Source organism: Phormidesmis sp. 146-33, assembly GCF_052939515.1.
This window is the reverse complement of sequence record NZ_JBJPHU010000098.1, coordinates 1-26,417: the sequence shown is the minus strand read 5'-3', so window position 1 is coordinate 26,417 and position 26,417 is coordinate 1. Positions and strand designations below refer to the sequence as shown.

At 48.9% G+C, this 26,417-nt stretch carries 29 protein-coding genes; 13 read left to right on the top strand and 16 right to left on the bottom strand.

From position 1 onward, the window contains the following. The first annotated feature begins 113 nt into the window (after positions 1-113). Complete coding sequence (locus ACJ2PR_RS27365; RefSeq protein WP_446871951.1) at positions 114-1,013, top strand: transposase family protein; 900 nt, start codon at positions 114-116, stop codon at positions 1,011-1,013. A 133-nt stretch (positions 1,014-1,146) separates the two neighbouring features. Here the strand turns inward: ACJ2PR_RS27365 and ACJ2PR_RS27360 are convergent, their stop codons facing one another. Further along, positions 1,147-1,323 (bottom strand): hypothetical protein, encoded by a 177-nt coding sequence (locus ACJ2PR_RS27360; protein WP_446879338.1) that lies wholly within the window; start codon positions 1,321-1,323, stop codon positions 1,147-1,149. Positions 1,324-1,472: 149 nt separating this feature from the next. Here ACJ2PR_RS27360 and ACJ2PR_RS27355 point away from each other — a divergent pair, with 149 nt between their 5' ends. The 5 genes from ACJ2PR_RS27355 to ACJ2PR_RS27335 all read left to right on the top strand — a co-directional run bounded on the left by ACJ2PR_RS27355 (position 1,473) and on the right by ACJ2PR_RS27335 (position 6,914). Beyond that, positions 1,473-1,712, top strand: coding sequence for a helix-turn-helix transcriptional regulator (locus ACJ2PR_RS27355; RefSeq protein WP_446868366.1), 240 nt, complete (start codon positions 1,473-1,475; stop codon positions 1,710-1,712). Between the two features lie 126 nt (positions 1,713-1,838). Beyond that, entirely contained in the window at positions 1,839-2,315 is a 477-nt protein-coding gene (gene ndhN, locus ACJ2PR_RS27350; RefSeq protein ID WP_446868365.1) for an NAD(P)H-quinone oxidoreductase subunit N, read from the top strand. 167 nt (positions 2,316-2,482) lie between these two features. Continuing rightward, positions 2,483-3,658 (top strand): circadian clock protein LdpA, encoded by a 1,176-nt coding sequence (gene ldpA, locus ACJ2PR_RS27345; protein ID WP_446868364.1) that lies wholly within the window; start codon positions 2,483-2,485, stop codon positions 3,656-3,658. Positions 3,659-3,772: 114 nt separating this feature from the next. Further along, complete coding sequence (locus tag ACJ2PR_RS27340; protein ID WP_446868363.1) at positions 3,773-5,686, top strand: R3H domain-containing nucleic acid-binding protein; 1,914 nt, start codon at positions 3,773-3,775, stop codon at positions 5,684-5,686. A gap of 103 nt (positions 5,687-5,789) precedes the next feature. Further along, complete coding sequence (locus ACJ2PR_RS27335) at positions 5,790-6,914, top strand: histidinol-phosphate transaminase (protein ID WP_446879337.1); 1,125 nt, start codon at positions 5,790-5,792, stop codon at positions 6,912-6,914. Here ACJ2PR_RS27335 and ACJ2PR_RS27330 read toward each other — a convergent pair. From ACJ2PR_RS27330 to psbB, 4 genes are all read right to left on the bottom strand, one after another. After that, a complete protein-coding gene (locus tag ACJ2PR_RS27330; protein ID WP_446879336.1) occupies positions 6,911-7,411 on the bottom strand; it encodes a hypothetical protein in 501 nt (166 codons plus the stop codon). The two genes, ACJ2PR_RS27335 and ACJ2PR_RS27330, sit on opposite strands and share 4 nt — an antisense overlap. 462 nt (positions 7,412-7,873) lie before the next feature. After that, the gene (locus tag ACJ2PR_RS27325) at positions 7,874-8,479 is read right to left on the bottom strand and encodes a GNAT family N-acetyltransferase (protein WP_446859475.1); all 606 of its coding nucleotides are present in this window, start codon (positions 8,477-8,479) and stop codon (positions 7,874-7,876) included. 147 nt (positions 8,480-8,626) lie between these two features. Next, complete coding sequence (locus tag ACJ2PR_RS27320; protein WP_068816370.1) at positions 8,627-8,722, bottom strand: photosystem II reaction center protein T; 96 nt, start codon at positions 8,720-8,722, stop codon at positions 8,627-8,629. A gap of 104 nt (positions 8,723-8,826) precedes the next feature. Beyond that, the gene (psbB, locus tag ACJ2PR_RS27315) at positions 8,827-10,359 is read right to left on the bottom strand and encodes a photosystem II chlorophyll-binding protein CP47 (protein ID WP_446859474.1); all 1,533 of its coding nucleotides are present in this window, start codon (positions 10,357-10,359) and stop codon (positions 8,827-8,829) included. A 363-nt stretch (positions 10,360-10,722) separates the two neighbouring features. On the opposite strand from psbB, the gene ACJ2PR_RS27310 reads away from it, so the two are divergent. Together ACJ2PR_RS27310 and psbM are read left to right on the top strand one after the other, a co-directional pair. Beyond that, positions 10,723-11,112 carry a 2Fe-2S iron-sulfur cluster-binding protein gene (locus ACJ2PR_RS27310; RefSeq protein WP_446879334.1) on the top strand — a complete coding sequence of 130 codons (390 nt, stop codon included), beginning with the start codon at positions 10,723-10,725 and terminating at the stop codon, positions 11,110-11,112. 49 nt (positions 11,113-11,161) lie between these two features. Beyond that, positions 11,162-11,272, top strand: a complete 111-nt coding sequence (psbM, locus tag ACJ2PR_RS27305) for a photosystem II reaction center protein PsbM (RefSeq protein WP_446859472.1) — start codon at positions 11,162-11,164, stop codon at positions 11,270-11,272. Positions 11,273-11,381: 109 nt separating this feature from the next. Here the strand turns inward: psbM and ACJ2PR_RS27300 are convergent, their stop codons facing one another. Continuing rightward, complete coding sequence (locus tag ACJ2PR_RS27300) at positions 11,382-11,726, bottom strand: hypothetical protein (RefSeq protein ID WP_446859471.1); 345 nt, start codon at positions 11,724-11,726, stop codon at positions 11,382-11,384. A gap of 338 nt (positions 11,727-12,064) precedes the next feature. Here ACJ2PR_RS27300 and psbO point away from each other — a divergent pair, with 338 nt between their 5' ends. After that, positions 12,065-12,895, top strand: a complete 831-nt coding sequence (gene psbO, locus ACJ2PR_RS27295) for a photosystem II manganese-stabilizing polypeptide (RefSeq protein ID WP_446859470.1) — start codon at positions 12,065-12,067, stop codon at positions 12,893-12,895. Between the two features lie 452 nt (positions 12,896-13,347). After that, on the top strand, positions 13,348-14,124 hold the full coding sequence (locus ACJ2PR_RS27290) for an RNA polymerase sigma factor SigF (RefSeq protein ID WP_446859469.1): 777 nt from the start codon (positions 13,348-13,350) through the stop codon (positions 14,122-14,124). 86 nt (positions 14,125-14,210) lie between these two features. Here ACJ2PR_RS27290 and ACJ2PR_RS27285 read toward each other — a convergent pair whose 3' ends face one another. Together ACJ2PR_RS27285 and ACJ2PR_RS27280 are read right to left on the bottom strand one after the other, a co-directional pair. Beyond that, positions 14,211-15,452 (bottom strand): glycosyltransferase family 4 protein, encoded by a 1,242-nt coding sequence (locus ACJ2PR_RS27285; RefSeq protein ID WP_446868357.1) that lies wholly within the window; start codon positions 15,450-15,452, stop codon positions 14,211-14,213. A gap of 117 nt (positions 15,453-15,569) precedes the next feature. Continuing rightward, a complete protein-coding gene (locus ACJ2PR_RS27280) occupies positions 15,570-15,989 on the bottom strand; it encodes a hypothetical protein (protein ID WP_446868356.1) in 420 nt (139 codons plus the stop codon). 153 nt (positions 15,990-16,142) lie between these two features. Here ACJ2PR_RS27280 and ACJ2PR_RS27275 point away from each other — a divergent pair, with 153 nt between their 5' ends. Together ACJ2PR_RS27275 and ACJ2PR_RS27270 are read left to right on the top strand one after the other, a co-directional pair. Further along, positions 16,143-17,987, top strand: a complete 1,845-nt coding sequence (locus ACJ2PR_RS27275) for a S8 family peptidase (RefSeq protein WP_446879333.1) — start codon at positions 16,143-16,145, stop codon at positions 17,985-17,987. After that, positions 17,984-18,208, top strand: coding sequence for a hypothetical protein (locus ACJ2PR_RS27270; protein WP_446879332.1), 225 nt, complete (start codon positions 17,984-17,986; stop codon positions 18,206-18,208). Before ACJ2PR_RS27275 ends, ACJ2PR_RS27270 begins: the two co-directional genes overlap by 4 nt. A gap of 124 nt (positions 18,209-18,332) precedes the next feature. Here the strand turns inward: ACJ2PR_RS27270 and ACJ2PR_RS27265 are convergent, their stop codons facing one another. Further along, positions 18,333-18,590, bottom strand: a complete 258-nt coding sequence (locus ACJ2PR_RS27265) for a hypothetical protein (protein WP_446879331.1) — start codon at positions 18,588-18,590, stop codon at positions 18,333-18,335. A gap of 247 nt (positions 18,591-18,837) precedes the next feature. On the opposite strand from ACJ2PR_RS27265, the gene ACJ2PR_RS27260 reads away from it, so the two are divergent. After that, complete coding sequence (locus tag ACJ2PR_RS27260) at positions 18,838-19,395, top strand: DUF2854 domain-containing protein (RefSeq protein WP_446879330.1); 558 nt, start codon at positions 18,838-18,840, stop codon at positions 19,393-19,395. Between the two features lie 107 nt (positions 19,396-19,502). Here ACJ2PR_RS27260 and ACJ2PR_RS27255 read toward each other — a convergent pair whose 3' ends face one another. The 7 genes from ACJ2PR_RS27255 to ACJ2PR_RS27225 all read right to left on the bottom strand — a co-directional run. Continuing rightward, on the bottom strand, positions 19,503-20,921 hold the full coding sequence (locus ACJ2PR_RS27255; protein WP_446879329.1) for a hypothetical protein: 1,419 nt from the start codon (positions 20,919-20,921) through the stop codon (positions 19,503-19,505). Positions 20,922-21,132: 211 nt separating this feature from the next. Beyond that, entirely contained in the window at positions 21,133-22,116 is a 984-nt protein-coding gene (locus ACJ2PR_RS27250) for a hypothetical protein (RefSeq protein WP_446879328.1), read from the bottom strand. A gap of 106 nt (positions 22,117-22,222) precedes the next feature. Then, positions 22,223-23,353, bottom strand: a complete 1,131-nt coding sequence (cofH, locus tag ACJ2PR_RS27245) for a 7,8-didemethyl-8-hydroxy-5-deazariboflavin synthase subunit CofH (RefSeq protein WP_446879326.1) — start codon at positions 23,351-23,353, stop codon at positions 22,223-22,225. 15 nt (positions 23,354-23,368) lie between these two features. Further along, the gene (locus ACJ2PR_RS27240; protein WP_446879325.1) at positions 23,369-24,133 is read right to left on the bottom strand and encodes a circadian clock KaiB family protein; all 765 of its coding nucleotides are present in this window, start codon (positions 24,131-24,133) and stop codon (positions 23,369-23,371) included. 85 nt (positions 24,134-24,218) lie between these two features. Further along, entirely contained in the window at positions 24,219-24,983 is a 765-nt protein-coding gene (locus tag ACJ2PR_RS27235; RefSeq protein ID WP_446879324.1) for an ABC transporter permease, read from the bottom strand. A gap of 21 nt (positions 24,984-25,004) precedes the next feature. Then, positions 25,005-25,838, bottom strand: coding sequence for a carbohydrate ABC transporter permease (locus ACJ2PR_RS27230; protein WP_446879323.1), 834 nt, complete (start codon positions 25,836-25,838; stop codon positions 25,005-25,007). A gap of 67 nt (positions 25,839-25,905) precedes the next feature. Further along, positions 25,906-26,417: class I SAM-dependent methyltransferase (locus ACJ2PR_RS27225; protein WP_446879322.1), on the bottom strand; the 512-nt coding region annotated here is incomplete at its 5' end.

Sequence of the window (26,417 nt, the reverse complement as noted above, 5' to 3'; positions counted from 1 at the left end):
ATTGTTTGTAAACCTGGTTCTACCCTCAATTAGAAAAGATTTGTCAGGCAGTCAGCTAATAGACCTGTTGGGAAATAGGAGATAATATTGAGCAGTTGCAAGGTGCCGTAGTAATGCTAAATCTGGAACACATTCTCAACCAAGACCGCTTGATGAGAGCGATGACAGGGCTAACTCTCAAAGCCTTCGAGGAACTGTTGCCCAGTTTTAGCCAAGCTTATGAGCAAAGCCTGGTAAAACCAGCAAGAGAACGCCAGCGTGCCCCCGGAGGAGGACGCAAGGCAACTTTGAGAAGCATGGCAGAGAAACTGTTTTACATCTTGCTGTACTGCAAATGCTATCCCACCTTCGATTTACTGAGTGTGCTGTTTAACTTTGAGCGCTCCTGTGCTTGGGACTGGGTGCACCGACTGTTGCCGATTTTGGAGACCAGCTTGGGCTACAAACAGGTGTTACCAGTACGACAGTTACGGAGCATGGCAGAGTTTGTGGAACGCTTTCCTGAGGTCAAGGAGGTGATTTTCGATGGGACTGAACGTCCGGTGCAACGTCCCAAAGACAAAGACAAGCAGAAGGAGCATTACTCCGGTAAAAAGAAGCGGCATACCCGCAAGCACATCACGGGCAGCACTCGAAAAAAGCGGGTGATCATCCTGAGCAAAGCCAGACCGGGCAAAATCCATGACAAACGACAATTGGATGAAGCAGATCTGGTGGGCAATATCCCCGATGAAGTTCCAGTGGAAGGAGATTTAGGGTTTCAGGGATTACAAAACGAGTTTGTCAACATTCACCTGCCTCATAAAAGGTCAAAAGGGAAGGAGTTGAGCGAACAGCAGAAACTGGAAAATCAAGAATTTAGTGCACAACGAGTCGCCTGTGAACATGCCCATGCAGGCATCAAGCGATATAACTCTGTGTCAGCAACTTATAGGAATCGTGTGCCTGATTGCGATGATCGCTTGATGTTGGTAGCAGCAGGCTTATGGAACTTCTATTTGGATGCTGCATAACTTGCTAGGAGATAGGAGCAATCCTGTTGTCGGGAAAACCGTTCTTATTACCCAACAAGTCTAATATGCTCTACAGACAGAAAGTTAGAGTTTCCGAAAAAATCAAATTGAAATTGAATTGGCTCGCTAATTCTTAATCCTCCATTACCTCAAAGACGATTTTGAATTCCACATCGGGCATTGTGCGGCGGAGAAACTGAAAATGTCCGTCTGCATCTGAGTAGCTGTAAAAACGATCGACCACAGCCCAGTTCTGTGTCGGCAACAAACGAACAAGCGCCCAATACTTCAGGCGGTCACGATAGCTCATAATAGAACTCATCTCCAATGAATAACGGAGTCAAAGCCAGCCTCTTACTTTTCCAGGGTTTCAGGCTGGCAATCACTCACTAAACACATTGTTTAAGCAAGTTGTTTATTTGTCAAGACTCTGCTTATGCGACGTGTCTGAACATTGCTATGCCAAAAAGACCGAATCCTAGACCCGAAGGGGAGGAGTCAGCCCTAAGAAAACTCAGAGAAGAATTGGAGATGAGTCAGGAAGATTTGGCTCGTGAGCTTGGTATTTCGCTGCAAACTGTGAGTCGATGGGAGTTGGGTAAGAATGTTCCGACCTTCACTGTCAAGCAGATGAAAGCGTTGGATCGGTTGTTGAAATCTATCGATAAATCCATCAGCGACTTACCCGACCAACTCTGAAGCCGATCGCTCCAATCGTTCGCATAAAAGTTTTCAATCAATACCGAGACTCCGTGAACAGTAGAATGTCACTATTCAGAACTACTATTTTTGTTAGAAGCTGCACAAAACTGAGGAATAACGGTTATGCCACTGATTACAACGGGCGGTCAACTGATTAAGGATTTAGAGAAATTTGGCGCGATCGCAGCCTACGTTCCCCTAGAAGGTGGGTTTGAAGGGCGCTATCGGCGGAGAATTCGCGCATCAGGCTACAGTTCGCTCAGCATTACAGCGAGAGGATTGGGCGATGTGGCAATGTATCTGACTGGCGTGCATGGCGTGCGTCCGCCTCATTTGGGCAAGAAGAGTTCTGGGTCTGGGGCAGCGGTTGGAGAAAGATATTTCATTCCCCCGGTCGTCAGCACTCAGATTGATAACCTACCTGCCAAATCCAAAGGGCTGCTCTTGTGGATCATTGAGGGACACATTCTCTCCAATCAGGAACTTGAATATTTGGCGAATTTGCCGACGATCGAGCCTCGCCTCAAAATTGTGATCGAAGTGGGCGGAGAACGTTACTTCCGTTGGGCACCGCTCAAAGATACGACCCCTTGCGGGTAACTCGAAGAGATCGCCGCTTAAGTCCACGCCTGAATCAGAATATCTCACTTCAAAATCCCACCTTTTCACGACACATTCAACGGTCAAAGAAAGGGTGGGATCATTCTGTAGTAAGAAATTTTGGCGATCGGGTCGTAATTTTCAAATTCGCGCATTAGCATAAAGGGGTGACTGATCTCCTACACCCCTTACGATCTCTAAGCGAAGGTCACTGGTTTAAGCTCATTTGTGGAGCGAGTTTCCAACACCTTCCAGCCATTCGGAGTCTGACGCTGGCATATGCCCTTGCGGGGGCTGACTGTATTGATGTCGCGGCTGACCCTGCAATCATTTCGACTGCGCGAGAAGCACTGGCAGTCGCAGGCGATCTTGCTGAAATGGCGAAACAAAAAGGCTTTGCGGCAGGAAACTCACCCTGGCTGATGGTGAGCCTAAATGATGGCGAAGACCCGCACTTCAGGAAAGCAGAGTTTCAAGTGGCGAATTGTCTGAATGATTGCCCAAAACCCTGTGAAACCGTTTGTCCGGCTGAGGCGATCGTCTTTCAAAACCAGTTCTCCGGTGTGGTCGATGCGCTTTGTTATGGCTGTGGTCGCTGTATTCCCATTTGTCCGATTCAAAATATTTCTGCCCGATCGTACGTCTACACTCCGGAAGTCATTTCGCCTCTGATTTTGCAGGCGGGTGTGGATGCGATCGAGATTCATACTCAGATTGGACGGTTAGAAGATTTCAAACGACTGTGGAAAGCAATTTCTCCCCAGATTCATCATCTCAAGCTTCTAGCAATTAGCTGCCCGGATGGGGAGGGTTTGATTGATTATTTGTGGGCCTTGCATGAAGTCATTGCGCCTTTGCCCTGTGCGCTAATTTGGCAAACAGACGGTCGGCCGATGAGTGGCGATATTGGAGATGGGGCGACGCGAGCCTGCATCAAACTGGGTCAAAAAGTTCTTGCTGCCAATCTGCCGGGATATGTGCAACTGGCGGGCGGCACGAATGCTCACACGGTTCCTAAGCTGAAAACTTTAGAGCGATCGCCAGATAAAAATGGTACAATTGTACTAAGAAAGATTTCAGGGATTGCCTACGGAAGCTATGCGCGGAGCCTGTTACTACCCGTTCTCAACCAACTCGAAGTCATGGAAACTGCTCAAGTAGATTTTGCCAGCGTTCGTCAACACAGCGGAGTTTTGGGAACTGCTTCTGCGATCGACCGTGAGGGTTTTACACGGATGCGATCGGCTACCCGGCTCGAAGCGACTCCTGACCTTCTCTGGCAAGCCGTTGAGTTAGCGCACACCTTGATTTCCCCGCTCAAATCGTCTGTTCAAAAAAAATGATCCCTTCTTAATCATTCAAGTGCTTCACGATACATCTATTCACGGCAAAAATTCCTTACGCTAACTCACAGGCTGTTTTGCTGTTCTCTTTCTCAAGCTGTTTCACATACTGTCATGGTGAATCATCGCAACTTACACTCCTCCGATACGGTCAGTTCTGAATCTTTGGATCACGCCTCACCGTCTGCCAACGGGTATCCGTCACCCGCTCTCACAGACCCCTCTAAAAGCCCCTTTGCGGAAACCATGCAAACTGACGATCTTGAAAAGCTTTTAAGCATTCTGCCGGATCAGATTCGTGAGCAACTAGACCACCATCCTCAGCGAGACAGCCTGGTAGAAGTTGTGATGGATCTCGGTCGTCGCCCCGAAGCTCGATTTCCTGGCAAGGCAGAATATTTGTCTGAAACGCTGATCTCTCAGGGCGATCTAAATGAAAGCATTGCCAGAGTTGGAGATTTTGGTGGAGACAATCGCGCGGGCATTGAGCGAACTTTACATAGAATCAGCGCTATCCGCAATCGGCGCGGCGAAGTGATTGGTCTGACCTGTCGGGTGGGTCGAGCCGTGTTTGGCACGATCGGCATGATTCGTGATCTGGTGGAAAGTGGGCGATCAATTCTCATGTTGGGTCGTCCTGGAGTGGGCAAAACTACTGCCCTGAGAGAAATTGCCCGCGTTCTGGCTGACGAGTTAGAAAAGCGAGTGGTAATCATTGACACGTCTAACGAAATTGCGGGCGATGGCGATGTGCCCCATCCAGCGATCGGTCGTGCCCGTAGAATGCAAGTGTCGCGTCCTGAACTTCAGCATCAGGTGATGATCGAAGCGGTTGAAAACCACATGCCTGAAGTGATTGTGATCGACGAGATCGGCACTGAATTAGAAGCGCTGGCCGCCAGAACGATCGCAGAACGAGGCGTTCAACTTGTCGGTACGGCCCACGGCAATCGTCTCGATAATCTGGTTAAGAACCCGACCCTCTCGGATCTCATTGGCGGCATTCAATCCGTGACGTTGGGAGACGAAGAAGCGAGACGGCGCGGCAGTCAAAAAAGTGTTTTGGAACGCAAAGCCCCGCCCACCTTTGATATCGCAGTCGAAATGACCGAGCGGCAAAAATGGGTAGTGCATGAACATGTTGCGGAGACGATCGATAGCATTCTCCGAGGCAGACAGCCCACACCAGAAGTCAGAACGGTGAACCCAGACGGCAGCGTCACGGTTACTCATGAGTTGCCTACCGTTCCAGAAGTGCCTGCGGCTCGATCAAAAAATGGCGTTCGCAACAATCCGCTTTCGTTAGCGCCCAATCCGCAGGAAGGGTTTTTTACGCCTCCGATTCAAGGACGCGGCTGGCGATCATCGGGCAAGCTAAAACCGATCGCAACTCCCACCGCCGAGCAGCAAACCTTTGAGCAACTGCTGAATGCTTCTCTCAATCAGGTTGACTATCAGAGAACTGATCTGGCTGAGATGCAGTCTGAGGAAGGCGTTTATATTCCCGGCCCTAACGGTGAAGAATTGCCGCTGCATATCTATCCTTATGGGGTCAGTCGTCATCAGTTGGATCAGGTGATTCGGACGCTGAACTTGCCGATCGTCCTCACCAAAGATATCGACAATGCGGATGCGGTTCTGGCTCTGCGATCGCACGTCAAAAACCACTCAAAGCTGCGCCACCTGGCAAAATCGCGTCAAGTTCCCATTCACACGCTCAAAGCTAGCAGCATTCCTCAAATCGCCCACTCGCTGCGACGCTTGTTAAACATGGACGACCCGGCCCTTCCTGATGAAGCAGAACTCAATCTGTTGGCGCGGGGAGATAGTGAAGATGAAATCGAGGCCTTAGAAGAGGCCAGACTGGCGGTTGAGCAGATTGTGATTCCCAAAGGTCAGCCGGTCGAACTGTTGCCGCGCTCGGGAATCGTTCGCAAGATGCAGCATGAGCTAGTCGAACACTATCACCTAAACTCGCGCAGCTTTGGAGAAGAACCCAACCGTCGGCTGCGAATCTACCCGGCTTGATGTTTTGAGTGTTGGGTTTTAATTCAAGCAAGTCGCTGTTAGACTCAAAATTCTGGCAGGCTGTTCAGCCAATTAAAACTCATCACTCAAATTTTTTCTTCCCATGCTTGAGTTCATTCGATCTGATCTCTCCCAACTTGCTGCCTACACTCAACATACAGGCGATGCTCACCTGCCCGAAGCCCTCGATCGCTTGGATGTAAATGAGAGTCCGTTTGATTTACCCGATGAGTTAAAACAAAAACTCGGCTGGATGTATCAACAAATTGAAAATAACCGCTATCCCGATGGTGGCTATGAGGGACTGAAAGACGCGATCGCAGAATATGTCAATGAGTCTAGCAGCGCTGTGACTTGGGAGAACATTTCGATCGGCAATGGTTCCGATGAGTTGATTCGCTCTCTGTTGATTGCCACCTGTCTGAGGGGCGAAGGGTCGATTTTAGTCGCTGATCCCACGTTTTCAATGTATGGAATTTTGGCGCGGACGTTGGGAATTGCGGTCACGACAATCGGACGTACCCAAACCTTTGCAATGGACTTGACGGCGGCTGAGGAGGCGGTTAGCAAGGCACTCAATTCCAAAGGAACTGCTTCCTCAACTCCTCCCATTCGCGTAGTTTTTGTCGTCCATCCCAACTCGCCTACTGGAAACGCGCTCACAGAGACAGAATTGGACTGGCTACGGAGCCTACCGCAAAGTATTCTCGTTGTGGTTGACGAAGCTTATTTTGAATTTAGTCAGACTACGGTAGCGAGTGAGTTGTCACAGCGTCCAAATTGGGTGATTTTGAGAACCTTTTCAAAGGCGTTTCGGCTAGCGGCGCATCGAGTTGGATATGCGATCGCGCATCCTGATCTGATTGCAGCCCTGGAAAAAGTTCGTCTGCCTTACAATCTGCCCGGTTTTTCGCAAGCGGCGGCGTCGGTGGCGATCGCTCATCGGCAAACGCTCCTCTCTACGATTCCGCTGATTCTTGCAGAACGAACTCGTCTCAGTCAAGCGCTTTCCCAACATCCATACCTTCAGATCTGGAATAGTGACGCTAACTTTGTCTATCTGCGTCTCAAAGAGACCGGAGATTCTGCTCAAATGGCAGCAATTTGCCAAACTCTCAAGGCTCAAGGCACCCTAATTCGGCATACAGGCGGCGGATTGCGAATCACAGTTGGAACGCCTTTAGAAAACCAAAGAACACTCGATCGTTTTGCCGCCCTGGGTTACTAATTTCTCGTTTTATCCTCATCCAAACTGCTAGGACTATGGCGCGCGGCATAGATTGTGTGAGGTAATACTCCGACGAGTAGCGCAAAAGCTTCGTCTGGAAGTTGAGCCGTCGTTTCTGCGCCAAAATAGTTCTCAAACTGATTCAAAATCATCTGGGCGCGTTGCAGCGGTGCCGGGTTATCGGTCAACTGCTGGGTTAGCTTGATCCATTGCCGCCGAATTAGATAAGCTTTTTGTCGATCGTCCTGCTCTCTGGGGTCAACCAGTGACAGATCCCCCACGGGCAAAATTCCTTCACAATCTAAATCAAAAAAGCTGCCAACCGCTGCGCCTGGCCCCGCAAACTCAGCATGAAATCGCTTATAGATAATTAGCCCGTTTCGCCTACGGCTATTGACTATCAGCAATTTTCCACTCTTTAGCTGGTTCAAAGAAATATCAGACACGCTCGACTGTTCAATAACGTCCTGATAACAGTTCAGGCTCTCGTTTTTCATACCGCTAGAAGCCTTGAGAGCTATTGACACGGCTATGTCACATAGAGGAGCAAAAATCTATCCAGCACTGCGATCTCTTCGAGTTACCCACAGGGGGGCAAGTGATCGGACAACTTACAACCTATCTCAACCCAACTTGGTTTGTTGGACGCGCACACCCAGGAGCACTATAGGCTATCAAAATTCCTTCAGAAACCGTACTAGAAACCAGATTGCATTCCCGTACTTTTACTGACTCCTTAGTTAAGCTTAAATGACGGAGGAACTTACTGTGTAATCGCAACTTGAGCCTTGCCACTACATTCTAGGGTAGTGACCCCAGATCAGGAGATTTTGAGAAGCAATAACTTTGAAGTAGGGATGAAGATTGTGCAGGGCGTTTGAGAAATCCCCAGCAAAGGCTTCATGAAGCTAGATGTAAATTCTGAGAAATCATGATCGTAAGCCCATTTAAACTCACAGTCATAGCAGCTTGCGATCTCGTAAATTCTTATGCAGGAAGAGTCTTCGCGGCTGACCAAACCACCAAAAGCTCCAGCTTGGATCAGCGTCTTCTACCCGGTAGTCACTTTTAAAATAAAGCTGTCGCGCCTGGTGATTATTTTCAAGAACATGCAGATAAATGTCTTGAAATCCCCATGCTAAAACTGCGCGATCGCAGGCCGCCAATAGCTGTCGAGCCACTCCCTTACGCCGACTCTCTGGATGCACTGCCAGATTTGATAAGTAAGCATATTGAGACGTGCGCGGCTGCCACGGATTTGCAGAGCGTAGACCAATCTCCACCGTGCCAACGTGATAGCCCTCCTGTCCTTCACTAGCGCAATCGAGAGCAACCAGGCAGAGGTAATGGGAAGGAGCCGACTTTAGCCGATTCCGCAAGTCTTCATAGATTCCCATTCTCATGATTGGGATCAACCAGCGCATAAAGTCAGGCTGCAAATGAAAGCTTTCTGCCAGAATGCCCGAAATCTCAGCCAGATCTTGCGGCTGGACAGCACGAATGACAAACCGTGAAGATGAAGATTGCCCTGAAGGGTCTTTTTCGCGAGATGAAGGGATAGTCACAACCAACTCAAATCGGCGCAGTATTGGAATTATCCTAAATCAGGTTGAGCAGAAACGTTAATCCGCCCTTTTGACTTTAAGCAAAAAAAGACCTGCCTAGCCAAGATTTCAGACGCTAGACAGGCAGTGCAAATGAAACAAACTCAGTTATTTACCAATGCGAGGCGGCTCCCGAAAGGCGATCGCAAAGAACAAAACGCCGATCGCGAGGGCAATAATCAAAATGTAAGCAACGCTTTCCATAATCGAAGCTCCTGGCTACCTATTTAATGGTTAATACTGGACAGAAAACAGGCTTGGCCGTTCATGAAACTCATATCCTGACCAAACCTGTCTCTTTCACAAACCTAAATTTGCTCTTGTCGGCGAGTAGATTTGTCTCCCAACTTCTGGAAGAAGCCCCACTCGACTTGTTCTTCGGCAAGGTCGGGGTCAATCCCAGCAAACACATCCCGGAAGATGGTGCGAGAACCGTGCCAGATGTGCCCAAAGAAGAACAATAAAGCAAAGACCGCATGTCCAAAGGTAAACCATCCTCTAGGACTGGTGCGGAAAACCCCATCAGAGTTCAAGGTTTCACGATCGAATTGGAAGGGTTCGCCCAATTGAGAAGCCCGTGCATAGCGCTTCACGACTGCGGGGTCAGAGAAGGTTTGACCATTTAAAGCGCCTCCGTAGAAGGTCGCGGTCACACCAGCTTGCTCAAAGCTGTACTTTGATTCAGCCTTACGGAACGGAATATCAGCCCGAACTACGCCGTCTGCGTCCGTTAAGACGATCGGGAAGTTCTCAAAGAAGTTAGGCAAGCGACGCACAAAAAGCTCTCTGCCTTCGCTGTCTTTGAAGATGGGGTGACCTAACCAGGATTGAGCAATCCCGTCGCCTTTGTTCATCTGACCTGTACGGAACAATCCTCCCTTGGCAGGGCTGTTACCCACATAGTCATAAAACGCCAGCTTGTCAGGAATCCCTTGCCAGGCAGTTTCTTCGCTTACGCCGTCCGCAACTTGGGTTTGAACGCGCCGATTGATCTCCTGTCTAAAGTAGCCACTATCCCATTGATAACGGGTTGGCCCAAACAGTTCGATCGGAGTCGTCGCATTTCCGTACCACATGGTGCCCGCTACAATAAATGCAGCAAAGAACACCGCAGCAATACTGCTCGACAGCACCGTTTCGATGTTCCCCATTCTCAGCGCTTTGTAGAGTCGCTCAGGAGGACGCACGCTGAGGTGGAACAGACCTGCAATGATGCCGACAATCCCCGCTGCGATATGGTGAGCCACAACACCGCCAGGATTGAATGGATTAAAGCCGGCCGGCCCCCATTCAGGCGCAACGGGCTGAATGCTTCCAGTTAAACCAAAAGGATCAGACACCCACATCCCAGGGCCAAATAGCCCAGTTAGGTGAAATGCCCCAAACCCAAAGCAAAGTAACCCAGACAAAAACAAGTGAATCCCAAACATTTTGGGCAAATCCAAAGCGGGTTCGCCTGTGCGGGGATCTCTAAATAGTTCTAAATCCCAATAAACCCAGTGCCAGCAAGCTGCTAAAAACAGCAGACCTGACAGCACAATGTGAGCGATCGCAACGCCTTCAAACGACCAAAAGCCAGGATCAACCGCCGTCTCACCTGTGATGCTCCAGCCGCCCCAAGAAGAAGTCACGCCTAGACGCGCCATGAAGGGCAACACGAACATGCCTTGCCGCCACATGGGGTTGAGCACTGGGTCGCTAGGATCAAAGATCGCTAGTTCGTACAGCGCCATCGAACCCGCCCAGCCTGCAACCAGAGCGGTGTGCATCAGGTGAGTTGCGATCAACCGTCCCGGATCATTAATCAAGACGGTATGGACTCGATACCAGGGTAGTCCCATTGACTACGCTCCTCCTCTAAATTGTGTCTACTGCAACGCTTCTTTCAGCATTTTGTTAAAGTGCCAGTTACTGGTAAATTTACCAGAGTTTAGGGCGACTTCTAACTTGTAATTCACGCCCTCAGCCCCTCTTATCAGAAGAGCATGAATCATTTGACAAGGCGATCGTAAAAATGAAAGTGTATAAAGAAGTGTAACCAGTGTTAGAGCCTATTGCAAGCAGATTAGAAATCTCTGAACCGTGGATGGGAATTGAACCTCAGCTTCTTAATATTTGTTCATCTTTGTCAACAATAAGTTACAACTTAAATAGCAGCTTCTTTACTCGGTTTACACACCATACTCTTCCAAAAGGTTAAAGCTATGCAGCCAACAGATCAGGATCTCCAATCCGTGGATGAGATTCAGCCCGCTATCGCTGAGGAGGCTTCAGAGCCTGTCAAATCAACGTTTAAATCCGCCAGCATTCAGTTCATAAAAGAGAACAAAGAAGTCATGGCAGCGGATGGCGCAAATCTGCGAATCAAGGCGATCGAGCATGGTATTGATCTCTACACCTTTAAGGGCAAGCTGGTTAACTGTGGTGGCTATGGTCAGTGTGGCACCTGCGTTGTTGAGGTGGTCGAAGGTCTAGAAAACCTCTCGCCTCGCACAGACTTTGAGGCCCGAAAACTCGAGAAAAAGCCCGAAACCTATCGACTGGCTTGTCAGGCAACCGTACACGGCGCTGTGAGCGTTAAAACCAAGCCTTAGTGTTATTCTAAGAGGTGTCACTGCCGAGATTTAGATAGGGATAGAGTTTATGCAAGTCAACGATTTGGGATTTATCGCAAGCATTCTATTCGTCCTGGTGCCGAGTGTTTTTCTGCTGATTCTTTACATCCAAACGGCAAGTCGTCAGCCGAACGATTAATTCTCGTCTCACTGACCAAGGCTGTTTTAAGGAGCGCTGGAGACTTGAGTTCTTCAGCGCTTTTTGATGGAAATGTTTATGAGAGAGTGAACCGCCTTGTTAAGGTAAGTTAAGAATTTGTCTCAGATTCTCGATCGCCCTCCGCCTGTCCATCCGACTCCTCTTCCTGGAGCACATTGTTCAAAAAAGCGTGCAGTCTCATGCGGTGAATGTACGGCCAGCCGCCCTGAGCTTCGATATCCTTGAGAAGTGAATAGAGCGCTCGACGATTGTTGGGCAGAGATTCTTGAAACAGCCCCTCACAGATTTCTCGGTGTAACCCTTCCAGCACTCTTAACAGCGCCAAAAGCTCCAGGCTATCCCCTTGGGCCATCTGGGCCAATTCTCTAATTTGGCTGGTAACTTGCTGAAGCTCAGAAGGCACCTGTGACTCAAACGCCTGATCCCGTTCCATTTAGTCTTACCTCTAAAAATATTTTGCCAATCTGGTGTGGCGTTACAAACACTTAACAGCTTAATCAGGTGTGGTTCGTTTGTTTGCTGAATCGTCCCTAAGTTCCTGCAAATCTTGCCGATTTTCTGCAAACTCATCTCCAGTCGTTTCTGGATTATTAAAAAGTTTACTAAAGTCTGTAAAATGCTATGAGAGGTTCTGCCTGAGCTAATCCAGAGCTTATAGTAATTTCGATGCGACCTGGCAGCAGTTCACTGAGTTCTGGTAGCAGTGCTGATCAGCGACTAGCCCCGAATTGTGATAACAGGATTTTTACACTGACTACTTTGAGGTTGACCATGAGGTATCGCGCTTTACTCGTCACACTTTTGGCACTGTGCCTGAGTGTATTAACCGCTTGCAGTGAGGCCCCGGCCGCCAGCACTGAAGCCCTGACCTACGACCAAATCAGAGGGACTGGTCTAGCCAATAGCTGCCCTCAGCTAGAAGAAACTTCGCGGGGAGCGATCGCGCTTGACAGCAGCAAGTCCTACAGCCTTACAAGTCTGTGCTTACAGCCCACTAGTTTCTTTGTGAAAGAAGAATCGGCAAACAAGCGTAAAGAAGCTGAATTTGTTCCAACTAAGGTGATGACTCGCTACACCTCGTCGATCGATGCGGTGTCTGGCAGCCTAAAGCTGAATTCAGATGGCAGTTTGACCTTTAAGGAAGAAGATGGCCTTGACTTTCAGGCGATTACCGTTCAACTCCCCGGCGGAGAGCGGGTTCCTTTCTTGTTTACCATCAAAAGATTGGTTGCCAACAGTCAGCCTGGTCAAAGCAGCATTACGACTTCGACTGACCTCGTAGGGGAGTTTGAGGTTCCTTCTTATCGGACTTCTAACTTCTTAGATCCCAAAGGTCGTGGTTTGACCACAGGATACGACAATGCGGTTGGCCTGCCTTCTCAAGCTGACGCTGAAGAACTGAGAAAGGAGAACGTCAAGCAGTTTCAGCTAGACAAAGGCAAGATTGCTCTGAGCGTTGCTAAAATTGACAGCTCTACGGGCGAAATTGCTGGAACGTTTGAAAGTGAACAGCCCTCTGACACAGATATGGGGTCTAAGGCTGCCAGCGATGTGAAGATTCGAGGACTGTTCTACGCACGGGTTGCACCAGCGGATCTTTAACAGCTTGCTTTAAGCTAGAAGGAAAAACGAAGGGGGGCGATCGCGCCCCTTTTTTTGCAAGCTTTTTTCATCAAAAATTCATCTCACGATTCTCTCCTAAAAGTTAAACTGGTTAGTCAATTCAAGAATCAATTTCTTCACTCAAAAGATGTAGCAAGATTTAAAGACCGCCTAAAAATAGTTTCAGTAGAAATTCAGTTGTAAGTAATTAATCTAGAGAATAAGTTTGATTTGTTACTTAACGAACGAAGTTAGCTGGCGTTAGAAATCACCTGCCTGTTTGTTGGATTAAAGTTGAAAAAATTCGCCACTTCACCAGGATAGATCTTTTAATTTTTTCTAAATTCCTGTAGCCTTCTGAAAGTAATGCTTGGGATCACAGCAGTTTTTGAATAAATCTCAGAACTGAGTCAGCACGTTTAGTAATCTGCTCTACCAACTGAATCTTCGTCATGTCGAACCTAGTCACAAGTGAATTGAGGAGTGAAAGCTTACAGCTATTACGGGAGTTTCAGAAGTCGCCGTCTTCTCAGACTCGTAACCAACTGGTCGAGCTTAATTTTGGATTGGTTAGAAAAGAAGCTCATCATTGGATTCACCAATGCACCGAGAGTTATGAAGACTTGCTGCAAGTTGGCTGTATTGGGTTGATTAGAGCGATCGAGCGTTTTGATATGTCGAAGGGTCACGCCTTTAGTTCTTTCGCCATTCCCTACATTCGGGGTGAAATTCAACATTATCTACGTGACAAAAGTCCTTCGGTTCGCATTCCTCGTCGCTGGCAGGCGCTTCAACGCCAAGCAGTCTGGGTCGCACGTGACCTACATGGAAAACTGCGCCGCAACCCAACGGATGCTGAGGTGGCTAATGCTTTAGAGATCTCTCTACCAGAGTGGCAGGAAATTAAATTAGCTTGCCAGAATCGATCGCTGCTTAGTTTAGACGCTCCGGTTGGAGATGAAGAAAACGGCACCGCTTCGCTAGGTGACATGGTGCCAGACCATCAGTATCGAAGCTTTCAACTTGCTCAAGAAGATCAAATTCGTCTACAACAGGCGCTTGTGCAGCTAGAAAAGCGAACTCAGCAGATTTTAGAGTTTGTTTTCCTTTACGATTTGACGCAAAAAGAAACGGCTGAACGATTGGGAATCAGTGCTGTAACGGTTTCTCGGCGCGTCAAAAAGGGGTTGGAGTCTCTGCAAAAACTCATGGTTGGCGGCGACGATTAGAACAAGGAAGGTGAGAGTCCGACAAGGTTAGTCTCTTGCCTTCTCCTCAAAGACTTCTGTTACTTCTGTTCTAGAAGTCCATCATGCTACCCCAATTGAAGCTGCTTAATGGCCATTTCAACTCGTTGCCCGATCGCTTCCCAAGAATACTGATCTCGCACTAATTCGTAGGCGGACTGTGCTAACTGTTGACCCAGTTCAGGATTTGACCAAAGTTGATCAATCGCCGCTACCATACTTTCTGGATCGTCAGCGATCAGCAGGTGTTGATTGGCGATCGCGTCTAAGCCTTCTGCCCCTTTGCGAGTACTGACGACGGGACATCCTGCCGCAAACGCCTCCAAAATCTTTAAACGAGTACCCCCGCCCTGCCGCAACGGCACCACCATCAGGCTGGCTGCACCGAGATAAGGACGCACATCAGGAACTTTGCCCGTGACAATGATATTTGGATTTTGCTTTGCCGCTTCCTGCATTCGTTCGGTAGGTCGATGGCCAACTAGCAGTAGGCAGCAATCTGGATAAATCTTCTGAACTTCTGGATAAATTGAATCTAGTAGCCAATCAACCGCAGCCACATTAGGCGGGTAGGACAACTGCCCTAAAAACAAGATGCTTTGCGGTACATCGTTTAGCGTTTTTGGAATCTCTAACTCGCCCGATCGCGCCGCTGCATAAAATTCAACATCGACACCATTGGGTACAATTTTGGTCTCAGCGATCTCCCGATACAAAGATTGCAGCAGATCTGCGTCTCGCTGACTACAAGCCCATACCTGATTGACTCGACGGCAAAAGTCTTGCTCGATCGCTTTGATCTGAGGCAATTGCCGCTTTACCTTAAGTTGAGTTCGCAGGTCTGCTTTTTCCTGAAATTTTTCGGTGAAGAGGGGCGCTTCAACGTTGTGTTCGACCAGAATTGTCCGACAGTTGTGTCGCTCAACAATCGGAAGGTATCGATACATCCAGATCTCCTCAAAAATCACGAGATTTGGCTGAAAGCGAGTCAGCAGTTCGTCGAATTGTTGTCCAGCCGCATCAGCATAAACCCAATCGGCGTTGGGATGACCTTTGGGACGAAGCCACCAGACTTTGCGCTGAAGTTGTTCAAGGGGTGATCGAGGGCGCTCAACATTGTAGTGTTCCCAGACATCTACTTTTGGCAAAGAGTTTTGCTTCGGTTCCCATCGGCAAGCAGTAAACACGGCCACAGCTCCTAGATTGACCATAATATTGATGTTTTGCCAGATGCGAAGTGACAAACCGCTCACAGGGGGATACGGAGGATCACGGACAACGAAGAGAGTTTTTAGGGGAATTGTATTCACAGCAGTGAGCCTCCAACGATCGCGATATGAGAATTACTCGCTTAGTATGGACAGGGTTGTAGGCAAAGCTGCGAATATTGAACTTAGACTAGATAAAGAATCATTTCGATCGAAAGCTCACGATTGCAGCGCTTGCAAATCTTTAGACAGGACTTGTCCCCACTTTGCCGCCAGACTGATTTGAGTAAAGGGCACTTGAATAGAGTTGCCTTCAGCTAGAACGAATTCTAGAGCGATCGCTTTTCCTTTTTGGGGCGGGATGTTCACATCGATTAACTGTCCATCTACCCGCAAGTAAATTTCCTGAACATCTTTGAGAGAAAACGTTTTCAGATCAGCGGGTTCTTGTCGAGTCGGCTTTCCCCAAGTCAAGTCGCTGCCATTTTGCCCCAACACTGCATAGAGATCATATTTAGCCCGCTGAAATTTGTCGGCCCAGATCCGATAGGCCTCTACTTTCTGATACTCGGTGCGCCCTGCCCAAGCCAATCCGATAAATAAAGCAAGCAAGGGCAACCAGAGAAGTCCACGTTCCATAAAAATCTTGAGTGGGAGGTCGTCCTTCATCCTATCGAGATTGTGAAGAACTGTGCGATCGTCCCCTCTGCATCCCTCGATTTATCTAACCTCTTAACTCAAAACTCTCTCCTCTGAGCTATCTTTGATCAAACACGACCACAGATAGGTGTCATGAGAAAGCTACTCATTTTGGGCTTGTCGTTTTTTGTGGGATTGGGTTGGTCGATCGCCACGTTTCAAGGATTGGCTGCACAAGGAACCTACGATCGGATCGTTCTGGACTTTCGAGAAGAAGTGGGGTCAGCGCAGATCGAAAATCAGATCCAGGCGATCACTCAACAGTTCAACGTTCAGCCCAGTCTGAATAGTCAATTCTCAGAAGCTGATCACCTCTACACGGTCAAGGGCGACCAGAAGCTGCTCAATGCTCTAAAGCGCTCTAAAGTTGCCAAGTACACTGAATATATTGAGCCAGATTACGTCTACAGCATTCCTGAGCCGAAAAACTTTGAGAAAGTCGGCAAAAATTTTCAACCGATTCAACCGACCACTCAGGCACCTAACGATCCGCTCTACAGCCAACAGTGGAATTTGCACAGCCTGGGAGTTGAAACCAGTTGGCAAGAAACCAAGGGCAGTGGGGCGACGGTTGCGGTGATTGATACTGGCATTTCTCAAGTGCCCGATCTCAAGGAGACCAGGTTTGCGGACGGATACGATTTTGTCAACGACCAAACGGATGCCAGCGATGACAATGGGCATGGAACCCACGTTGCAGGCACGATCGCTCAATCGACCAACAATGGATTTGGCGTTGCGGGAATTGCTTACGAAGCGACGTTGATGCCACTAAAAGTTTTGAGTGCGGGAGGCGGCGGGACGGTTGCAGACATTGCCGAAGCGATCAGGTTTGCGGCCGATCATGGGGCTGATGTGGTCAACATGAGTTTGGGCGGTGGCGGAGAAAGTTTGGTGATGCAGGAAGCAATCGACTATGCCCACAAAAAGGGCGTGGTGATCATTGGGGCGGCTGGCAATGCTGCTCAAAATTCTGCCTCTTATCCAGCCCGCTATCCTCATGTGATCGGCGTAGCTGCGCTGGATGCATCAGGACAAAAAGCTCCCTATTCTAACTTTGGCGCAGGGGTGAATATTTCTGCTCCGGGTGGCTCCACGGCTGGGGAGAATGAAGCGGGTGGAATTTTGCAGAATACGATCGACCCTTCTACCGGAGAATCTATCTTTGCGGCTTATCAAGGGACGAGCATGGCGGCTCCTCACGTCGCTGGCGTTGCGGCTCTGGTCAAAGCAGCCGGAGTCAAAGATGCAGATGAGGTTGCAGAGGTTCTAATTCAGTCAGCCAGAAAGGTACAGGATGATGAATTAAACCACTTTGGAGCAGGCAAGTTAGACGCGGCGGCGGCGGTGAAGCTGGCCCTCAAAGGCAAAATTACCTTCAACGATTTCTTCCGGTGGCTGCGGGACAATGGCTATCTCAACCCTCGGTTTTGGATCGATGGCGGCGTGATCGCGCTAGGGCCCAAAGTTCTCATGATGTTGGGGTCTTATCTGCTGGCGTTCTTTTTGAGAAACTACTTTCCGTTTACCTGGAGTTGGTCGATGGCGAGTGGGCTGGTGGCTGGGAGTTCGGGGCTGTTCTTTCTCAAAGGCTTTTACCTGTTCGATGCGCCTCAATTTCCGATGCGGATTCTCGGTAGCTCTCTGCCGGAGTTGGGGAGCGCAGTTCAGGGTAGTGGTGTGTTGAACCCGATTACCGCGAGTGTGCTGATTCCTTTAGGTCTGGTGGTTTTGCTCTTGGGTCATGCTCAGTGGAAATGGTTTGCGATCGGCTCCACGTTGGGCGTTTCTGCTTGTCTTGCGGTGAGTGCGGCGATCGATCCTCAATTGCTGTGGCTGGGAGATGGGCTGATCGCTCGTCTGTTTCTGGTCGTCAATGCTCTGTTATGTTTTGGATTAGCCCGTCTTGCCAGTAAACCAGCGGAGAGATTTTCATGAGCATCACCATCAAAGGCACCATCGATCGCAAAGGATTTGGTACAGGCACCTGGGCGATCGATGCTGAAGAAGGGCAAACTTACGAACTGCACAAGCCACCCAAGGACATTCAAAAGGCGGGTCTAAAGGTGAAGGTTGAGGGAGACATTCGGGAGGATGTAATGACGATCGCGATGATTGGCCCTGTTTTGGAAGTGAAGAAGTTTGAGCTAATTGGATGACTCTGTGAGGGTTATCAATCCTTTCGCCCCCTAAATCCCCCAATTTTGGGGGACTTTGATTTTAGAAGGTTCTAGTGCTGAAGTAGAGAATAGAGTCCCGTTTGAAAATGCCCCGTTCAGATCTTCATCTCAAGAAGGGAGGGCGGCGAATATCAGAGGGTTTGGTTTTGACCACTTCACCGATAAAGCGTTTGAGTGCCTTCTCTCGATTTTTCATAAAGGCTGCCCAAAAGCCAGGGTGAAACTCTTCCATCGTCTTGGCCAACGCCCAAACGTCTACAGCCAGGATGTTATACAGTGTTTCGTCCTCTTTTCTGAGTGATGTAATTTGATCAGACACCGAACCTTTTTGGGAAACTCGATGACCTTCGTTATTCAACACGGGGGAAAGCTCCAGTCTAGAGATGAGTCAAAGATCATACCGAACACTCTTCGTCCATCATAGTCATTTTTGATACACGATTGTGAAAATTAGGCGATCGTTGCCGCTCAATCCCGAATCCAAGGATAATCAAAAGCTGATTACGCAAAATTTGGAAAATTTGGGCGATCGCTCCTCCCGTTTCCAATACTGGTCTCAGAAACAGGGATAATTAAATCTGAGAGCGTTCTAAATTCAGAAAATTATCATGCTACGTCGAATTTCTCTAGCAGTTTTGGGCTTGTCGGTCGGGGGTGTGATTACGATCGTGGGCTTTACCGCCTACTTTTTGGACTATGCTACCCTCAATCTTGCGGGTTTTTTCTACGGCATTCCTTTGTTGCTGGGAGGTTTGGCGCTCAAGGCTTCTGAGTTGGAGCCAGTTCCGGTCACTAAGCCGACTTCTCCAGAGGTCAAGGCGCTACAAACTCAGCAGGCCACGCCTACCCAAAAGCAAATTTTTAAGGATGTGACTCGGTTTCGCTATGGGCAGGAGGCGCATTTGGATCTGGCACTGGGTCATTTGGGCTTGAGTCCGACTGATCAGGAGCGTCCTGTTTTGAAGGGGATTCGGGAAGAGAGCCTGGATGGGGCGTATGCGCTGGTTTTGGAGTTTGATTCGCCGTTGATTCCGTTTGAGACTTGGCAAGAAAAGCAAGCTAAATTGACGACTTTCTTTGGCCCTGGTCTTCAAGTCAAGGTCGAGAGCCACGCAGAAGACAAGGTAGAAATGACGATGATTGCGACTCCTGAGACAGCAAGTTGATTGATGAGAGGCAATCGTTTTCTCGGTGGGGGAGGGCGATCTCTTCGAGTTACCCGCAAGGGGTCGTACTTTCGCACTGGCTGCTACTCCTCGTTCAATTCACCCAACTAAGGTGCCGAGAGTTTGACGAGTTTTGATGCTCTATGCGACCAACCAGAGAACTGTAAATCTGTGTAGGAAAGACGAGCAAGACCATTCGCCCATTGAAGTGGAGCAGGAAGGCGACTAGGTTGATAAGAAAGTGTGGCGGAGTGGCAGAGAGCAGTAAGTAGTAAAGCTAACTCTGACGAACTATACCCGTTAGGATTAATTGGTGTGCGAAATTTCACTGGTGTTGTTAGTATGCCACTCTGTGGCGAGGTGCAGGGATATAGGGCCGTAAAGTCTGATTCACCTGGCAAGATTGTTGTACCCGATTCGGGTTCAAAGGGAGAGCAGTGAATTAAGGGAGAGCCAGATTTTGAGTATTCAACGAGTGTGAAATTGTGATTTAGCAAAGCTGCGGTGTAGGAGTTTAGCGACTCGTTGTATGGTCTGCGTCCATCACGAATAAGGTAGAGATGGCGATCTGGTTTCAATTCTTCAGCCTTGGAAGCAATCCATGACAAGCCTTCATGCAGTATTTCTGGGGATAGGGTTTCGTCTTCACCCTTTTTTGCTCGCCAGTAAGCCTGTAAAATTCCGTCCGCACCACTCAGTGTGATCACCACAACCTTTCCTTGATTAAGTCCACCTCGGCCGAGGTCAAGCCCGACAAACCAGCTATCGCAAAAGTCTGGAAAACCATTAGGTTCTGTGATGAAGAGACTTCCGTCAGCCTTTGCAAGGATGGAGATTGCGAGTCCGTGCCTTGAATAGAGAGGATTGGATGAGACTGAACAGAGTTGGAAAGCTGCTTTCTCAGAGTCGAGATACTTTAGCCAATCAATAGCTGCATCGGGAGGACGATCGCCTTTTCTGCCTTCAAGGGGCACTAAAACGACAGGTTGTCCTTGTGAGGAGTCAGCCAGAAAAGCTTCGACTCCATCACCATTTCTCAAATCTTTAAGGAAGGCATTACAGCCCCATTCGCGCAGGACATTTACTATCTCTTTGCCGATACGTATTGCTTTATCAGATTCACGAACACTATTCGAGAGAACACCAAGTTGTACAGAGGCAGACACAGCAGCTTTATTAGATCTCACTGCACCCAGCAAATTTCTAGACAGTCCTGGCTTCTGTACAATTTGAGCCAGGGAGTAAGAGCGATCACCGAAGTGGTAGCAAACGTTTTCGGCGTGCTGTTCCACTTTGTAATTGACGTGGCGCTGAAGTTGCTTCCCACTAAGTGATTGATTCAAAAATTCAATTAGCCGTTCTATTCCGCCAATCATGGGCTGATGACGTAGAACTTCAGGATAACTACCTTTAGAGAAAAGCTCATCGGTTGAGAAGAAAGTTGGGAATCTCGAAGCAGGATCGAAGACTAGACGGGTGAGCGTAATACCAACCAAGGTATCCTCTCCGGGCTGCTCAAATGCCACTCTTTGAAGCTCATAGCCATTGCGACAGGTGTAGTTTGACTTTGGAACTTGAATTTCTGGTTCGGCAGGGTTCCAGATTCGCAATGAGGTATTACGAATGTCAAAGCGATAGGGACAATTAGCCTTCTCAAGGCATCGCTCCAGCACTTCCCTCCATCCATCTGGATTTGAGACTCCAGGTAAGCGATAACATTCCCATACGAGGCTGCTCTCATTCATCACTGTCTTCTGCCTCCATTACAACCTTTGACCAAATCAAAGCGAGATTCATTAGATAGAGGATTGACCTACCCCACTTCTCCGATTGCTTGAAATTAAAAGGATGTCCGTAGCGGTTCCGATGATCATTCAGAGCGAAGAGAATTGCGATGGGGGTTGGATCTGGGTCGTTTCTGTCGAAGTAAATTAGTCGCTCGTCCCTTATTCTCTTAACAAGCGTATAAAAACTTGCACGACAATCATCCTCCTCAACAATCTTGCAAAGTTGTTTTTTCAGAAATTCGTGAGTTTCATTGACAAAATCTGCTGGCTCTCTAAGAGGTTTGTAATTTTTCACCCAATCACAAAACGACTTTTGCTCATTAGCTGTCTGACAAGCAAGTAAGATAATTGCTTTTTCAAATAATTCAATTTCTTTCTGCTTAGTTAGGTCGAGACTATCGGGAAAAATCTCTACTGGCTCTGTTCTAACAACTTGTTGAATCGGTAGCTCAAACTTCTCTACTGCTTTGGCAGTCTGTTCCTGAGTCTCGCGCACTTCGCTAAGCGTACGGCTCTGATTGGCTGCAACATCACCAAGAGACCCCAGCATTCGTTGAATTTGCTCTAGTTCATCAAGAATTTTGCTTTGACCGCCGCTAACGTTTCCGAGGGAACGAATCTCTTCAAGAAGCTGATCTTCTAGCTCGCTCTCGTCTGATTTGTCAGGCGGCGTAATGCCGATCGGACGTTGAGTTTTTGGTCGCCGGATATCAAAGCTGTTGGCATCCCTCTGAAATTCTTCCTTTAAAGCTTCGTAGGTAATTTGATCTTTGGGATAAACCCATGCTTTCCGATCTCCATCCCATTGTCGTCCGACAATTTTTTTTGCACGATCGCGATCTTCAGGATGGATACGGACAAGAAAATGTGTATCGTCCTCAAGGACTTCGACTGGGCGCAAGTTTCCAGGATTAGCGTTGACAGGCAAACTCATATTGGGCAAAGTGAGCGATCTACTATGTGATTTCACCCCCATGATTCCCAAAATATGCAGCGTCTAACGATAATCCAACAGCCACTTCTTTTGCCGGAAGGTAGATTCAACCGATCGCCTGATAAAGCGTATCCCGTTGTTGAGAAGGCCGATCGAGACGGGCGATCGCTTCCTTCAACTCTTCGACTTCCAGACAGGTGCCGCCTTTTGCGCCTGCCATTGTGGTGATATGCTCTTCCATTAGAGTGCCGCCGATATCGTTACAACCCCATCTGAGCGCTTCGATCGCCCCTGGCAGTCCCAGTTTGACCCAGCTTGGCTGATGGTTGGGAATCCAGTGACCCAAAAAAATCCGGGCGACGGCCGTGAGTAACAGCGCATCTGAGAGAACGGGCTGATCGCGTCCGACTCGACGACGCAGGGGTTTGGGCGCTTCTTGACCGACAAAGGGTAGCAGAATGAATTCGGTAATGCCCGTGTAGCCGTGAGATTTGGCAGACTGTTGGAGCGATCGCAGTTGTTCAAAGTGTCGAATCTGCTGCTCTGGGGTTTCGATATGTCCCGAAAGCATCGTGCTGGTAGTGGGCAACCCTTGCTGATGCGTGGTGCTGACGACTTCGAGCCAGGTTTCGCTATTGATTTTTTCGGGGCAAAGCACCTTTCGCACCTGGTCATCGAGAACTTCGGCCGCCGTTCCGGGCATTGAGCCAACCCCTGCATCTCGGAGCGCTGCGATCACCTCTGCGTAAGTCAACCCATCTTCTCTCGCAATAAACTGCACTTCTTGAGGCGAGAAAGCATGAAGGTGCAAGTTGGGAAATTCGGTCTTAATCGTCTCGATCAGTTTCAGGTAATAAGGCAGCATGGCTCCATTCAGCGTTGCCTGCGGATTTAAGCCGCCCTGCATACAGATTTCTGTCGCGCCTCGCCTCACGCCATCCGTCGCCTTCTCTAGAATCTGCGCCCAGTCGAGCCAATATGCGCCCTCATCCCCACTGTCTCGCCGAAACGCACAAAAACTGCAATGTTGCTCACAGATATTCGTGAAATTAATATTTCGATTGACCACATAGGTCACAGTTTCGCCAGATTGCTGCTGTCTGAGTCGATCGGCCGTTTGACGAATTTGTTCGATCGCCCCCGTCTCTGTCTGCCTCAAGAGCGTGACCCCTTCCTCAACCGAGAGATCACTCCCCGCCAACGCCCGCTCCAAAATCCCTTCAATCACGCTTTTCATCCCTCATCCCTTCTTTCACCCTTCTCCCGGCGCTCCCAACATGCGGAGAACGCGATCGACATCATCCAAATCGCCCACAATCCGCCGCACTGGCCGAGGATAGACCTTCACCAAAGTGGGTGTAGCCGAAACCTGATCCGCTTCGGCCTGTTCGGGATGTCTGAAGATGTCGATTACCTTCAGTGTATAAGGAGAGCCGAGGGATTCTTCAAGCAATTGGTGCAGGCTTTGGAGAATTCGCTGCGTCGCGGGACTGTAGCCCGACACAAACAAGCGTAAAACATAGCCCTGAGTATAAGGCGGTGGAAACAACCCAGCCGAGTGAGGACTTTGGTCAACCTGAGTCGAGGGGTGCCCTTCGAGCCGGACAACCAGATCGTGACTTTCCCAAAGTTGAGGAAACTGATGGCGATAAGTAGCGAGTAAGGCTGGCTCACACAATCCTTCGGGGAGGGGCGCAACCTGCCAGTTGACCTGCTCTGATTCAAAGACGGCGTTCAATAACGCTCGGTAGCGAAAGACAGCGGGATAGGCTTCGGCAAAGGTTCTCACCTGCTGAGATTTGGAGTCAAACCAGCGATCGAGGGTCGCGGTGTAACAAGGAACCAGAAAGTGAGGCGGTTCTGATAGTTCCAAAATTTCTTGAAGTGCTGCACACAGGTTCAGGTGCCATCGTCCTTGTTTGCCGGGGTCAATGCAGTACACCAAATCTCCACCGGGCGTAAATAGAGCGATGCCTTTAAAAATGGATGGAATGGAACGCCTGAGATGAGGGTTCAAGGGCGGCTGAAGAAATTAGATAGATTCAATGTCTCACACAACGAAAGTCTAATCTATTCCTCCTCAGAAAGGGATGATTCTAGAATCACCACAAAATCAACTGCGCTGCCGGATTAAAAAATTGCCGACATAGCCCTTGAGTGATCAAAACTGTGGTTAATAGGGTTGAGAACGCCAGCATGAACAGAATGAGAACCTGGTAACCTGTCGCTTGAATCGGGTCTGCGCCACCCAGTAACTGTCCAGAAATTAGATCGGGAACCGTTGCCAGGCCCACGATCGCCATTGAATTAATCGTAGGCAACACCCCCGATCGAATCGCCTCTCGACGATAGTGAGAAACCGCTTGCTGAGGAGTCGCTCCCAAACTTAAGTGAGTCTCAATTTCTAGCTTGCTGGAATTTAAGGTATTGACGAGTCGTTCTCCCGCGATCGCCGCTCCATTCATTGCATTGCCCAAAATAATCCCAGTTAGCGGAATAATCACCTGGGGCGCATACCAGACTTCAGGCTGCACAATCAAAAAGTTGGCGTATCCCACTGTCAGAGCCACACTCACCAACAGCGACCCCCCGATTAACGGCACCAACTGCGGAATTTTTTGGCTGATCCGATTGCGAGTGACGATCGTGACCACTACACCCATCGCCAGCAAAAACACCAAAACAGCCCAGGGACTATTGAGCGCAAACACGACCGCGATCAAGTAGCCGACCACGACGAGTTGAGCGATCGTGCGACCTGTTGCCACAATCAAGTTGCCTTCGAGTCCGAGTTTTTGCCAGATAGAAAGGGCGATCGCCGCCACGATCAGACCGATCGCCAGCAAGAGTTGAATGGGTGAGTTCATAGAGTCTCGATGAGAACGTGATTAGCCTTTTACGCCGCTGCCTGATTCGGTGGGGACGATGTAGTGTTGGGCGACGAGAAAGAATAGAAGAATGGGGGCGATCGAGATCACCGATCCGGCTGCAATTAGTCGCCAATCGAGGGTGAAGGTTCCCGCCAGGTTAGCAACGCCCAACGGCAGGGTGTAAAGTTCGGGACGATCCAGCACGATCAACGGCCACAAAAAGTCGCTCCAGGAACCGATAAAGACAAAGATTGCCAGCGTCACCAAAGCCGGACGAATTGAGGGAATCATCACATGCCACCATATCCCCAACTCGGTGCAGCCATCCATTCGAGCCGCTTCTTCAAGTTCTTTGGGCACCCCCTGAAAGGCCTGTCTAAGCAGAAAGATGCCAAATGCTGAAGCGATCGCTGGAAAGATCACGCCCAGATATGTATTTCTCAACCCTAACTGTACTGCCAACACATATAGGGGAATCATCACAATTTGGAATGGAATCAAAATCGTCGAAACAATCAAACTAAAGATAACTTCTCGACCTCGAAACGTTAATCTCGCCAACGGATAAGCAGCCAGCGAACAGAACAGCAAATTTAACACCACCGTCAACACAGAGACGAACGTACTGTTAAACAAATATTGCCCAAACGGATTACTCTGCCAAACCGTCACAAAATTCTCAAGCGTCGGCTGACTGGGAATCAACCGAGGCGGAAACTGAAAGATATTCTCACTCGGAGACTTGAGCGACGTACTGACCAGCCAGATCAGGGGAATGAGCATCACCAGCGCGATCGCCCCCAACACCGCATAAAGGGAGAGCGATCGCCAAAATTGAGAAGTTCGACGCATAGCGGCAGCAAATCAGGGGTGGATTGATTTTACCGATATTTTGTGTGTGACTTCCCTGATCCGTGGCTTATTTGGTGGCGACGACGGCCAGATTCCAGGCAAACCGTTTGACGAGGGGCAGCTTTTTGAGCGAGCGATCAAGCTTTTCTAATCTCAGATAGGTTTTCTCCAGGCGCTTTTGTTCGACGATGATTTTTTTCCAGTAGCGCTCCTCGTTGGGATTGACTTTCTCGATCAGATAGAACTGCAAGAAAATCCACAATGTCGCAATCCAAAAAGTGTCATAGCTGGTTTGAGAGTAGAGCGATCGAATGTAGTTGACCAGATCGATATCCAGGGGAGTTTCGTCCTCGGTTCTGACTTTGGTGGCGATGCGTCGATAGACGTTGATTACGGGATTGTGCTTGAGCGGGTCCCAAAAACAGGCTTTGCCCCCTGGCTTGAGAACGCGGTGCATTTCTTTGAGAGTCAGACGCGGATCGGGAATGTGGTGCAGCAGATTGGAGGCGTAAATGATATCAAACGTGTTGTCAGGAAAGTCGATCGCCATTGCATTAATCGTTCGTCCCTCGACCTTGA

Excerpts from the sequence above, each read along its gene's own strand:
- ACJ2PR_RS27335 (WP_446879337.1), top strand. The coding sequence starts at position 5,790 with ATGCTTGAGTTCATTCGATCTGATCTCTCCCAACTTGCTGCCTACACT.
- ACJ2PR_RS27310 (WP_446879334.1), top strand. The coding sequence starts at position 10,723 with ATGCAGCCAACAGATCAGGATCTCCAATCCGTGGATGAGATTCAGCCC.
- ACJ2PR_RS27360 (WP_446879338.1), bottom strand. The coding sequence starts at position 1,323 with ATGAGCTATCGTGACCGCCTGAAGTATTGGGCGCTTGTTCGTTTGTTG.
- ACJ2PR_RS27290 (WP_446859469.1), top strand. The coding sequence starts at position 13,348 with ATGTCGAACCTAGTCACAAGTGAATTGAGGAGTGAAAGCTTACAGCTA.
- ACJ2PR_RS27330 (WP_446879336.1), bottom strand. The coding sequence starts at position 7,411 with ATGAAAAACGAGAGCCTGAACTGTTATCAGGACGTTATTGAACAGTCG.
- ACJ2PR_RS27260 (WP_446879330.1), top strand. The coding sequence starts at position 18,838 with ATGCTACGTCGAATTTCTCTAGCAGTTTTGGGCTTGTCGGTCGGGGGT.
- cofH (WP_446879326.1), bottom strand. The coding sequence starts at position 23,353 with ATGAAAAGCGTGATTGAAGGGATTTTGGAGCGGGCGTTGGCGGGGAGT.
- ACJ2PR_RS27235 (WP_446879324.1), bottom strand. The coding sequence starts at position 24,983 with ATGAACTCACCCATTCAACTCTTGCTGGCGATCGGTCTGATCGTGGCG.
- ACJ2PR_RS27355 (WP_446868366.1), top strand. The coding sequence starts at position 1,473 with ATGCCAAAAAGACCGAATCCTAGACCCGAAGGGGAGGAGTCAGCCCTA.
- ACJ2PR_RS27365 (WP_446871951.1), top strand. The coding sequence starts at position 114 with ATGCTAAATCTGGAACACATTCTCAACCAAGACCGCTTGATGAGAGCG.
- ACJ2PR_RS27280 (WP_446868356.1), bottom strand. The coding sequence starts at position 15,989 with ATGGAACGTGGACTTCTCTGGTTGCCCTTGCTTGCTTTATTTATCGGA.
- psbB (WP_446859474.1), bottom strand. The coding sequence starts at position 10,359 with ATGGGACTACCCTGGTATCGAGTCCATACCGTCTTGATTAATGATCCG.
- ACJ2PR_RS27230 (WP_446879323.1), bottom strand. The coding sequence starts at position 25,838 with ATGCGTCGAACTTCTCAATTTTGGCGATCGCTCTCCCTTTATGCGGTG.
- ACJ2PR_RS27250 (WP_446879328.1), bottom strand. The coding sequence starts at position 22,116 with ATGAGTTTGCCTGTCAACGCTAATCCTGGAAACTTGCGCCCAGTCGAA.
- psbO (WP_446859470.1), top strand. The coding sequence starts at position 12,065 with ATGAGGTATCGCGCTTTACTCGTCACACTTTTGGCACTGTGCCTGAGT.
- psbM (WP_446859472.1), top strand. The coding sequence starts at position 11,162 with ATGCAAGTCAACGATTTGGGATTTATCGCAAGCATTCTATTCGTCCTG.
- ACJ2PR_RS27340 (WP_446868363.1), top strand. The coding sequence starts at position 3,773 with ATGGTGAATCATCGCAACTTACACTCCTCCGATACGGTCAGTTCTGAA.
- ACJ2PR_RS27300 (WP_446859471.1), bottom strand. The coding sequence starts at position 11,726 with ATGGAACGGGATCAGGCGTTTGAGTCACAGGTGCCTTCTGAGCTTCAG.
- ndhN (WP_446868365.1), top strand. The coding sequence starts at position 1,839 with ATGCCACTGATTACAACGGGCGGTCAACTGATTAAGGATTTAGAGAAA.
- ACJ2PR_RS27270 (WP_446879332.1), top strand. The coding sequence starts at position 17,984 with ATGAGCATCACCATCAAAGGCACCATCGATCGCAAAGGATTTGGTACA.
- ACJ2PR_RS27275 (WP_446879333.1), top strand. The coding sequence starts at position 16,143 with ATGAGAAAGCTACTCATTTTGGGCTTGTCGTTTTTTGTGGGATTGGGT.
- ACJ2PR_RS27320 (WP_068816370.1), bottom strand. The coding sequence starts at position 8,722 with ATGGAAAGCGTTGCTTACATTTTGATTATTGCCCTCGCGATCGGCGTT.